9 protein-coding genes are annotated in these 11,068 nt (G+C 53.5%); 4 read left to right on the plus strand and 5 right to left on the minus strand.

Annotated elements, in window-relative coordinates; all coding sequences use genetic code 11:
• The first annotated feature begins 71 nt into the window (after window positions 1-71).
• Together N5923_RS22240 and mdtG are read left to right on the plus strand one after the other, a co-directional pair.
• Window positions 72-992: a Kdo(2)-lipid IV(A) acyltransferase gene (locus tag N5923_RS22240; protein ID WP_267144614.1), complete on the plus strand. Its 921-nt coding sequence runs from the start codon at window positions 72-74 to the stop codon at window positions 990-992.
• Between the two features lie 180 nt (window positions 993-1,172).
• Window positions 1,173-2,390, plus strand: a complete 1,218-nt coding sequence (gene mdtG / locus N5923_RS22245) for a multidrug efflux MFS transporter MdtG (RefSeq protein WP_267144613.1) — start codon at window positions 1,173-1,175, stop codon at window positions 2,388-2,390.
• Window positions 2,391-2,422: 32 nt separating this feature from the next.
• Here mdtG and N5923_RS22250 read toward each other — a convergent pair whose 3' ends face one another.
• Window positions 2,423-2,617 (minus strand): hypothetical protein, encoded by a 195-nt coding sequence (locus tag N5923_RS22250; RefSeq protein WP_267144612.1) that lies wholly within the window; start codon window positions 2,615-2,617, stop codon window positions 2,423-2,425.
• A 320-nt stretch (window positions 2,618-2,937) separates the two neighbouring features.
• Between N5923_RS22250 and N5923_RS22255 the strand changes: the two genes are divergently transcribed.
• A complete protein-coding gene (locus N5923_RS22255; RefSeq protein WP_267144611.1) occupies window positions 2,938-3,351 on the plus strand; it encodes a MysB family protein in 414 nt (137 codons plus the stop codon).
• Here N5923_RS22255 and N5923_RS22260 read toward each other — a convergent pair whose 3' ends face one another.
• The 3 genes from N5923_RS22260 to mdoG all read right to left on the minus strand — a co-directional run bounded on the left by N5923_RS22260 (window position 3,352) and on the right by mdoG (window position 7,820).
• Window positions 3,352-3,594, minus strand: a complete 243-nt coding sequence (locus tag N5923_RS22260; protein ID WP_267144610.1) for a YceK/YidQ family lipoprotein — start codon at window positions 3,592-3,594, stop codon at window positions 3,352-3,354.
• Window positions 3,595-3,721: 127 nt separating this feature from the next.
• Complete coding sequence (gene mdoH / locus N5923_RS22265; RefSeq protein ID WP_267144609.1) at window positions 3,722-6,292, minus strand: glucans biosynthesis glucosyltransferase MdoH; 2,571 nt, start codon at window positions 6,290-6,292, stop codon at window positions 3,722-3,724.
• Complete coding sequence (gene mdoG / locus N5923_RS22270; protein ID WP_267144676.1) at window positions 6,285-7,820, minus strand: glucans biosynthesis protein MdoG; 1,536 nt, start codon at window positions 7,818-7,820, stop codon at window positions 6,285-6,287. Before mdoG ends, mdoH begins: the two co-directional genes overlap by 8 nt.
• 269 nt (window positions 7,821-8,089) lie before the next feature.
• On the opposite strand from mdoG, the gene mdoC reads away from it, so the two are divergent.
• Window positions 8,090-9,253 carry a glucans biosynthesis protein MdoC gene (gene mdoC, locus N5923_RS22275; RefSeq protein ID WP_267144608.1) on the plus strand — a complete coding sequence of 388 codons (1,164 nt, stop codon included), beginning with the start codon at window positions 8,090-8,092 and terminating at the stop codon, window positions 9,251-9,253.
• A 45-nt stretch (window positions 9,254-9,298) separates the two neighbouring features.
• Here the strand turns inward: mdoC and N5923_RS22280 are convergent, their stop codons facing one another.
• Window positions 9,299-10,771 (minus strand): phospholipase D family protein, encoded by a 1,473-nt coding sequence (locus N5923_RS22280; RefSeq protein ID WP_267144607.1) that lies wholly within the window; start codon window positions 10,769-10,771, stop codon window positions 9,299-9,301.
• Between the last annotated feature and the right edge of the window lie 297 nt (window positions 10,772-11,068).

The raw sequence follows: 11,068 nt of genomic DNA on the forward strand, positions 1-11,068 counted from the left end.
CACAATAGGCCATAATCAACAGATTCGATGAACGTCATAATAGTGGTTCATAAAATTTAAGCTGGAAGAATATGACTCAGTTGCCACACTTTTCTCGCGAATTATTACATCCCCGCTACTGGTTAATGTGGTTTGGGGTGGGATTGCTCTATCTGGTTGTCTTACTGCCCTACCCGGTGATTTACCACCTTGGCTGCGGCCTGGGCCGCCTGTCGATGCGTTTCCTTAAACAGCGCGTTTATATCGCGCGCCGTAATCTGGAACTGAGTTTCCCTGCGATGCCGAACGCCGAACGCGAAGCCATGGTGGTGCGCAACTTTGAATCCGTCGGTATGGGACTGCTGGAGACCGGTATGGCCTGGTTCTGGCCTGACTGGCGCATTAAACGCTGGTTTGCCGTCAGCGGTCTGGAACATATCGCGCATGCACAGCAGCAAAATAAAGGCGTACTGTTAATTGGTATGCACTTTCTGACGCTGGAACTGGGCGCGCGTATTTTTGGTATTTATAACCCGGGGATTGGGGTTTACCGGCCTAATAACAATAAACTGATCGACTGGCTGCAAACCTGGGGACGCATGCGTTCCAATAAAGGCATGCTGGATCGCCGGGATCTGAAAGGCATGATCCGCGCGCTGAAAAATGGCGAAATTATCTGGTATGCGCCCGATCACGACTATGGCCCGCGCAGTAGCGTGTTTGTACCGTTTTTCGGCGTTGATAAAGCGGCTACGACCAAAGGCAGCTATCTGCTGATCCGCAGCGGTAAACCGGCAGTCGTCCCGTTTGTTCCGCGTCGTCTGCCGCATGGCAAAGGCTATGAGATGATTATTTTGCCGGACGTGGCGGATATACCGCTGGAAGATGAAGCCGCCACCGCCGCACGAATGAATCGGGTAGTAGAAGAAGGGGTGCTGATGGCGCCGGAACAGTATATGTGGCTGCATCGCCGCTTTAAAACGCGCCCGGACGGAGAAGCGCCACTTTACTAGCCTGGGCGGCGAGAACGCCGCCCGGTAAATCCGTCCCGAAGGAGCCGTTATCGGCTCCCCTCTGCATCAATGCCGCCCGGCAAATTTGTTAACATAAAAATAACAGTTGTATCCAACCGCCTGAACGCTAATATGATTATCTTGCTAACTATTTAAGCCATCCTGAGGAAAACCAGGTCTATGTCTGCGGACGAAGTACCGATTAACTGGAAGCGCAATCTGTATGTTGCCTGGCTGGGATGTTTTCTTACCGGCATGGCGTTCAGCCTGGTTATGCCCTTTCTTCCCCTGTATGTCGAACTGCTCGGCGTCACCGACCCGCAACAACTTAATATGTGGTCGGGCCTGGTCTTCAGTATCACGTTTCTGTTCTCAGCGATTGCCTCACCTTTCTGGGGTGGACTGGCCGATCGTAAGGGACGCAAAATCATGCTGCTGCGCTCGGCGCTTGGCATGTCGGTGGTGATGGTACTGATGGGACTTGCCAGTAATATCTGGCAATTTCTGGCGCTGCGCGCGGTGCTCGGGCTACTCGGTGGTTTTGTGCCAAATGCCAATGCACTGATTGCCACCCAGGTGCCGCGCAATAAGAGTGGCTGGGCGCTGGGCACCCTGTCGACCGGCGCAGTCAGCGGCGCGCTGATCGGGCCACTGATTGGTGGCCTGCTGGCCGATAATTTCGGCTTACGCCCGGTGTTTTATATTACGGCCGCCCTGCTGTTCCTCTGCTTTATTATCACCCAGTACTGTATCCGCGAATCCTTTATTCCCGTGCAGAAAAAGGATTTGCTGCACCTGCGCCAGGTGTTTTCTTCACTCAAAAGTCCCCGTCTGGTGCTGGCGCTGTTTATCACCACCATGATTATCCAGATCGCCACCGGTTCAATCGCCCCAATTCTGACCTTATATGTGCGCGAGCTGGCCGGACATACGCAGAATCTGGCGTTTATCAGCGGACTGATCGCATCGGTTCCCGGCGTGGCGGCACTGATGAGCGCCCCGCGTCTGGGCCAGCTGGGCGACCGTATCGGCCCGGAAAGAATTCTGATTTTTATGCTGATCGTTTCGGTACTGATTCTGATTCCGATGTCATTTGTGCAGTCACCGTTACAGCTGGGTATTTTGCGTTTTATGCTGGGTGCAGCGGACGGCGCGCTGCTGCCGGCGGTGCAAACTCTGCTGATCTACAACTCCAGCAACCAGGTTGCTGGCAGGATCTTCAGTTATAACCAGTCTTTCCGTGATATCGGCAATGTCAGCGGTCCGCTGATGGGCGCTGCCGTCTCAGCCAGCTGGGGATTTCGCGCAGTATTTATGGTTACCGCCGCGGTGGTGCTGTTTAACGCGATTTACTCATGGGTAATCTGGCGTCAGCGCCGCAGACCAGGAGCGCAATAGAGCATGCCGCCGGGGGCAAACTGCCCCCCGAACTATTTCAGGATAATCACTTTGTCATAGCTGCCGCTTTCGCTGTCGATATGGGTGATAGCATCAAGGTGCTCAGCCAGTACCTGCTCAACAATTTTCTTAAAGTACTCACAACCCGTGCCCTGCTTACGGGTAATGGTCACCGTCGACTGCGTCTCTTCAACATGGTGATAAGCAGATTCCTTCATATAGTCCATCGTCAGTACCCTCAACAGTTTTTATGCAATGATAATATCATCACTTAGTGTAGGGTAAAATCTGTTAAGTGAAAATCCGAAAGTGCAATAGTATCAGTCGATTAAGCCATAACTGTCTTGCACCAGCCAGCGGCAGGATACGATTTTCCGCCTGATTTACCGCGCCATCTGTGGCGACTGTTTATAAGACGGTGACAAGAAAAAACGACGGATAACGCACTGATCGTTCAACAATATTTTTTTCACCTCGCCACCTTTCACCCTGCCGATCTTCGACTATCCTTTCCTAAAAACAACGTTTCTCAGGTAAGGAGTGAAGTATGTCATTGTTCTCAACACTGGAAGAGGCTATCGAAAACGCGCGTGAAGTGTATCTGGCGGACAACCCGGACATCAGTGAAGATGAAGCAGCGGTAAGCCAGTTCAATCTGCAAAAGTATGTGATGCGCGATGGCGATATCATGTGGCAGGCTGAATTTTTCACCGATGAGGGCGATAGCGGCGAATGCCTGCCGGTCAGTAGCGGTGAAGCGGCACAGGCGATCTTTGACGGCGATTTTGATGAGATTGAATTACGTCAGGAGTGGCAGGCTGAAAATACGCTGCATGAGTGGGATGAAGGTGAATTCCAGCTGGAGCCGCCGCTGGACAGCGAAGAAGGTCAGGCCGCTGCCGATGAGTGGGAAGATGATAACACTGACTCAGATAACCAGTATGGTGCTGACGAGCGTTAATTACTCGTACGGTCCATGATTGATATCCACCGGCAACAGCAGCGTATCAACCACCAGCGAAAGCGGCAGGTCGATAATCGTCAGAAAGCGCCATGGGGTGTCACGTACATCCCATTGCACGCCCGGATAGTACTGATTACCGTGCCCCTGCCCGGACACCGTTCTGCTGATAATGCTGCCACAGCCGGTTAAGCAAAATATACAGGTAGCAAGCAGCATCAGTCGGCCAGCGTTAGCGATCATCTTATTCTCGTATTATAAGTGGGCGCTTATTCTAATGCGCATTGGGCATCAACGTCCGCTGTGATATGCAAATTATCTGTAAATTAAGCGTAAAACAAAAAAGGCGGCATTTCTGCCGCCTTTCGCATTATTTCACTGACTGTATCGCCAGCGGGTTAAGCGGCAATGTCTGATACTGCTCAAACCAGTCATGATACTTATCGGCGTTTTGCCACAGTCGATAGTGCAGACGCGCCAGCGTCACCGGATCGCTCAGCAGGTTCAGACGCTGATCGCGGCTGAGTTTGGCTGGCGAATCACCGAGTGCCTGTTCCACACGACGATCGCGGGCATATTCCAGAATATCGCTCTTCAGGTGACGTGATGTCGCCAGCGCGCTGGCCAGCGCATTAAACGATGGATGGAACAGTGCATGCATAAAGCCGTGCTTCAGCGCGCGCTCGCGATTCAGCTGCAGATAAGCCTCAGTGTCCAGCAGCTCTTTCGGCGGATCATACTCTTCCGGGATCAGGAACAGTTTGGCGCGTTTCGAGCCCAGCCCCAGTGTCGCGCGACTGGAGAAGACCGAGACAAATGGCGACAGAATCAGCGAGAACACAATCGGCGCTAACCACCAGAGGAAGTTGAGATCCAGCCAGCCCATGCCGACGGCCCATACCACACCCAGCAGCAGCTGCGAGCCGTGACGGGCAAAGGCTTCGCTCCATGGCGTCGCATCGTCATCACGCTGTGGTGAGTTCCAGACCACTTCCCAGCCAAGGAATGCGCTGACCACAAACACGGTATGGAACAGCATCCGCACCGGCGCCAGCAGCACCGAGAACAGCATCTCCAGCAGCAGCGAGCAGAACAGACGAATCGAACCGCCGTAGGCTTTCGCCCCTTTGCAGATGATCAGGATCACACTCAGCAGCTTCGGCAGGAACAGCAGGGTCAGCGTGGTCGAGAACAGCGCAATCGCCAGTTCAGGACGCCACTGCGGCCATACCGGGAACAGCTGCCGCGGCTGCAGGAAGTATTGCGGTTCCATCAGCGTATGCACCACCTGCAGCGCAGTGGAAAGCGCAAGGAACATAAACCACAGCGGCGCAGAGAGATAGGACATCACGCCCGTCAGGAACACCGCACGGTGAACCGGATGCATCCCTTTCACCAGGAACAGGCGGAAGTTCATCAGGTTGCCGTGACACCAGCGACGGTCACGTTTCAGCTCATCGAGCAGGTTTGGCGGCAGCTCTTCATAAGAACCCGGCAGATCATAAGCAATCCACACGCCCCAGCCCGCACGACGCATCAGCGCGGCTTCCACAAAGTCATGCGACAGGATAGAACCGGCAAACGACCCCTCACCCGGCAGCGGCGCCAGCGCACAGTGCTCAATAAACGGCTGCACACGGATGATGGCATTATGCCCCCAGTAGTGTGACTCACCCAGCTGCCAGAAGTGCAGACCGGCGGTAAACAGCGGCCCGTATACACGGGTAGCAAACTGCTGACAACGGGCATACAGCGTATCCATACCGGATGCTTTCGGCGAAGACTGGATAATACCGGCATTGGGGTTAGCTTCCATCATGCGCACCAGACCGGTCAGACACTCACCGCTCATCACGCTGTCCGCATCCAGCACCACCATATAGCTGTACTGGCTGCCCCAACGGCGACAGAAGTCATCGATGTTACCGCTTTTACGCTTCACACGACGGCGACGGCGGCGATAGAAAATCTTGCCCTCACCCCCGACATCACGCACCAGCTCCATCCAGGCTTTCTGCTCCGCCATGGCGATATCAGCATCATAGCTGTCGCTCAGCACGTAAACGTCAAAGTTAGCCTGTTCACCGGTACGCACCACAGATTCCCAGGTCGCACGCAGACCGGCAAACACACGTTCAACGTCTTCGTTACAGATCGGCATAATCAACGCGGTACGATGGTCGGGATTAATCTCGATCGGTTCGTCACGGTTGCTCAGATAAGAGATACTGTACTTGTCGCGGCCAATCAGCAGCTGCAGGAAGCCCATCAGTGCGGTCCAGAAACCGGCGGAGACCCAACAGAACAGAATGGCGAACAGGAACAGAATCCCGGTCTGCAATACATACGGCAGAATCTGCAGTACCGACTGCTGCCAGTTCTGGTTGATCATCTCCATCGGATCGATCAGCGCCCAGCCCTGATACGGCAGGATGGTTTTCATATACCAGGTGGCCACCACCGTCTGCGCCAGCGTTAACAGCAGCAGGATATAACGACGCATCGAGCCGACATGGCGCCATTTATCTTCGGTTTTCTGCTCTTCAGCACTGGCATAGCGATGAGTGGTTTTACGGCCACGCAGCGAATCCCATGCACGGGCGACCGGGTTGGTGCGCCAGGCTTCAGGAAACATCAGCGAGCGCTTAACTGGCGGCGTCGCTTTCAGCGTGGTGCGATCTAAATAATCTTTATCGAATTGTTCACCACCCGCAACAGAGTCAGGCCACGTCATCTCGATACGGGCTTTTACTGACTCCAGCGGCGCATCGTCCGGGCGCGTTTCAACCAGGCCATCCGCGCCCAGTTGGTGATGAAGCTTGCTGTAGACTTCCTCATTCTCGCCCGCAGCGGGCAGAGCATGCTGAAGAGCCTCCTTCCGCTCAGCGGAAAGAGGCAGCAAGTCGATGTAATCAGCAGGGGTTACGGTAGACTTATTCATTGGCAGGCAACTGATAGCTCCAGGTTTCCGTCAGCGGCTTATCACCATTCACCAGTGCGGCACGCATTTCGGTTGGCTGTTTGTTATCTTTCACACGCAGACGCAACACTAAACGCCAGCCTTTAGTGACGGCGTTATAACGCACGCTCTGTTCGACCACTTCACCGTTTTCACCCACGCTAACCTGCGGGGTAACCGGGGAATCAGTCGCCATCTTGCTCATATCCGGGCCGACAAAATCCACCACAAAGGCGACGGTGCCGTCCGGCTGACGAACCAGATTCGACTGTTTTACATCTCCGGTAGAACGCAGCGTGCTCTTCACATAAGCCGTTTCCGGCGAGTGCAGCTTGCTTTCGTCACGGGTAAAGTGCAGACGGTATTTGAAATTCATCTCTTTACCCGGCTCCGGCAGCGATTCCGGGGTCCAGAAAGCGACGATATTATCGTTGGTTTCATCCGCAGTAGGGATTTCTACCAGCTCCACACGGCCTTTGCCCCAGTTACCCTGGGTTTCGATCCAGCCACTTGGGCGCTGATCGTAGCGGTCGTCAAGATCCTGATACTGCGCGAAGTCACGACCACGTTGCAGCAGGCCAAAGCCTTTCGGATTCTCGACGGTAAAGGTACTGACCGCGAGGTGCTTCGGATTATTCAACGGACGCCAGATCCACTCACCGTTACCGGCGTGAATCGACAGACCGTTGGAATCATGCAGCGCCGGACGGTAGTTCACCATCGGAGAAGGCTGATTCGGTCCAAACAGGAACATACTGGTCAGCGGCGCCACGCCCAGTTTGCCGACTTTATCGCGCAGATAGATCTTCGACTGCACGTCAACCACAGACTCTTTGCCCGGGGTGATAACAAAGCGGTAAGCACCGGCCGCGCGTGGAGAATCCAGCAGCGCATAGATCACTAAACGCTTGTCCTGCGGTTTCGGCCGCTCGATCCAGTACTCTTTAAAGCGCGGGAACTCTTCGCCAGACGGTAAAGCGGTATCGATCGCCAGACCACGGGCAGAGAGACCGTAAACCTGATCGCCGCCGATCACCCGGAAATAGCTCGCGCCTAAGAAGCTGCTGATTTCGTCGTTTTTATCTTTGCTGTTAAGCGGGTAAAGCACTTTAAAACCGGCGTAACCGAGATTTTTCACGGTTTCCGGGTCGTGCTTAACATTACCAAAATTAAAATAGTCGGGATTATATTTAATCTCACGAACGGTGGATGCGGTGACTTCGTTCAGTTTCACCGGCGTATCGAAATACATACCCTGATGATAGAACTCAAGCTTGAACGGGGTTTTCAGCTTGCTCCAGTACGCTTTATCATGGTTAAACTGAATCTGCTGATAATCAGCAAATTTCATATCGCGCAACTGTGAAGGCAAATTGCTTTTTGGCGCTTCAAAGCCCTTTCCGGCCAGATCCTGCGCCTGTTTTGCCACATCATCGATGCTGAAAGCCCAGCTGGAGCTTGCATACAGCGAAAGCAAAACTGCCGCGCCAATTACGCGCATCTTCATCAGTTTCGGTTTATTTTTCATGTTAATTAGCACATCCCCCCCTTTCGGGTGCTTAATTCAATCCCATCAATCTTAATGGATAATTCAGGTTTCCGACAGCCTGAGCGGGATTTTGTTCCCTTGTTAGTTTCCTCTAAGCGCCGATTTCTCAAGCGTTTAGACGATACGGATTCGGCTGATAGTATACTCTTTGTTGCTACAGTAAAGTAAGCCCATGCTTTAGCCTGATTCAGGGCGAATCAGGGGTGAAACTGATAAATAAATGGACATCTATGAGTATAAAAAAACCACAGCGTGAATATTTCCTCGATTCAATTCGGGCTTATCTGATGCTACTCGGTGTGCCCTTTCACCTGTCGCTGATCTATTCCAGTCAGCAGTGGGCCGTCAACAGCGTCGAACCGACCTTCTGGCTGACGACGCTGAATGACTTTATCCATGCTTTCCGCATGCAGGTGTTCTTTGTTATTTCCGGTTACTTCTCTTATATGCTCTATCTGCGCTACCAGCCGGGGCACTGGCTGAAGATGCGCGTCGAGCGCGTGGCGATTCCGATGCTTACCGCCGTGCCGCTGCTGACCCTGCCGCAGTTCTTTTTACTGAAACACTGGACCCCGGCCATCGGCGACTGGAACAGCTTTTCGCTGTATGAAAAATACAACTCGCTGGTGTGGAATCTGGTGTCCCATTTATGGTTCCTGCTGGTGCTGGTGATTCTCACCACCCTCGGCGTACTGACCTTTAAATTGCTGCGCGAACGCGATAGTAATAAAGCGACAAAAGCAGACTATTCCGAGCCGACATGGCGCAAACTTACGCTGAGTTTTATTGGTTTTGGCCTGATTTGGGGCTGTATCCGTCGCCTGGTGTTTATTTTCCAGCCGAATCTGCTGATGGATGGCCTGTTTAATTTTGCTGTAATGCAGACGCTGTTCTATCTGCCGTTCTTTATGCTGGGTGCGCTGGCGTGGAAACATCCGGCGATTAAGGCGCTGTTTGTGAAGTTTAATCCCTGGACGCTGGTGGGTTCCTGCCTGGCGCTGGTCGCCTATATGCTGAATAAACGCTATAACGTCGGCGAGGGCTGGCTGTATGAGATTGAAACCCTGGTCAGCATGCTGATGGGTATCTGGATGGTAAATGTGGTGTTTTCCTTCGGCTATAAACTGCTGAACTCCCATTCACCGCGCATTACCTATCTGGTTAATGCGTCGCTGTTTATCTATCTGGTGCACCATCCGCTCACGCTGCTGTATGGCATCTTTATTACGCCGGCGATCAGCAATAACACACTGGGCTTTTTCGCCGGGCTGGTGTTTGTCTTCGGCATCGCCTTTATGCTGTATGAGATTCATCTGCGCATTCCGCTGCTGCGCTTTCTGTTCTCCGGTAAGCCGCAACGTTCAGCCAAAACGCCACAAGCGGCAAAATCCTGATCCATCGCGGCGAGGGTAATCCTCGCCGTTCCTGATGATAAAAAACTACAGCAACCACTCCACCGGCAGTCGCCACACCAGACGTACCAGCAGACGCTGCATAAAGCGGGTGCGCGGTTCATGTTTATGCACCTGCTCCCGCTCTTCGCCTTCATACTCGATCCAGTTCACCCGGCCCCATTTATCCAGCCGCAGTTTCCAGGCTTTGTCGTGCAGGCGGCTGACAAAACGCTGATGTACCGATGTCGCCAGCTGCTCGCTTTCGATCACAAACCCCATTTCGGTATTCAGCACCGCCGAACGCGGATCAAAATTAAACGAGCCAATAAACACCTTCTTATTGTCAACACTGAAGGTTTTGGCATGCAGACTGGAGCCGGAATTACCGGTCAGGCCGCGATCGTGCGGCGCATCGCGGTTGTCGCTGTGCGGTTTTAACTCGTATAACGCAATGCCGTGGCGCAACAGCTTCTTGCGCCATTTGGCATAGCCAGCATGTACCACCGAGACGTCGTTAGCCGCCAGAGAATTGGTCAGAATGGCGATTTTGACCCCACGTCGCTTTAATGCCAGCAGCTGCGCCACCCCGGCGCGCGTCGGGACAAAATAGGCCGAGATAATATCGAACTGCTGCTGGGGAGTGCCGATCACTTCCAGCATACGCTGCGGCAACAAAGTCGAGGCGCGTGCGCGGCCAAGCCCTTTGCGCGGATCGTCACTCAGCAGGCGGGTATCAGCCCAGGTTAACTTCAGATCGCCGCTTTCCAGCTGCGCAGCGAAAGGCGAGTTATCCAGCCGTTGCAGATACTGCTGCACCTGCGGGCTGTCGCGCCAGGCTTCCGGCAGACGCACCGCCGAATGACGATCGTCGTTGTCCGGTTCCACCACCGACTGCAATGACGAGACCGCGCGACTGCGCCAGTAACGGTCAAAATCCTCGCTGACCTCCGCCACCACCGGGCCGACCGCTAATACATCAAGATCGGAAAACAGTGGTTCATCACCGACAGCGAAATATTCATCACCGATATTGCGCCCACCAACGATGGTGGCAATACCATCAACGGTAAAACTTTTATTATGCATGCGGCGATTAAGGCGTGCGAAATCAGTGAGATAACCCAGTGCGCGCAGGGTGCGAAACGAGAAGGGATTAAACAGCCGCACGGCGATATCAGGATGACGGTTTAATGCGCTCAGGGTCTGGTCCAGTCCCATGGTGTTGTTATCATCCAGCAGCAGACGCACCTTCACGCCGCGCTCCGCCGCATCCAGCAGGGCACTGAACAGCAAACGGCCGGACATATCGTTTTGCCAGATATAGTACTGAACATCGATAGTACGTTCCGCCATAGAAATCAGCAGATAACGTGCGGCAAAGGCATCCAGCCCCTCACCCAGCGGATAAATACCACTCTGTAGCGGATGGCGTGCCACTCGCGGCGCAATCGCGCGCGCCAGCCGGGTAGCGCTGCGCTGAAACTCCCGGTCTGCATCAGCGGCAAAAGCTTCGGACATGATGATTCCTTGTGGTGAGTCGCGGCGAATCCGCCTGCGCGTTGGTGATGCCCTGATGGAAAACATCCACACTATTAAAATCTTTGCGAGAAAAGCAATATGGCATTAATCACCACAAATAAGGCAGGTCGTATAAAATAACACCACAAACAGACTGAAATCTCGTTAAAAAAACCAGCTAAGTGGCGAAATGCCCTGTAAGACCTTCGCAAAGCCTTTTACTAACAAGCTGAAATTACTGCACTGCGCAACGGCAACACTTTGTTTGCTAATGGATCACCTCCCTTTTCGGGAGAA

The sequence above is a fragment of the Winslowiella arboricola genome (genome assembly GCF_025527015.1).
GTDB classification, from domain to species: domain Bacteria; phylum Pseudomonadota; class Gammaproteobacteria; order Enterobacterales; family Enterobacteriaceae; genus Erwinia; species Erwinia arboricola.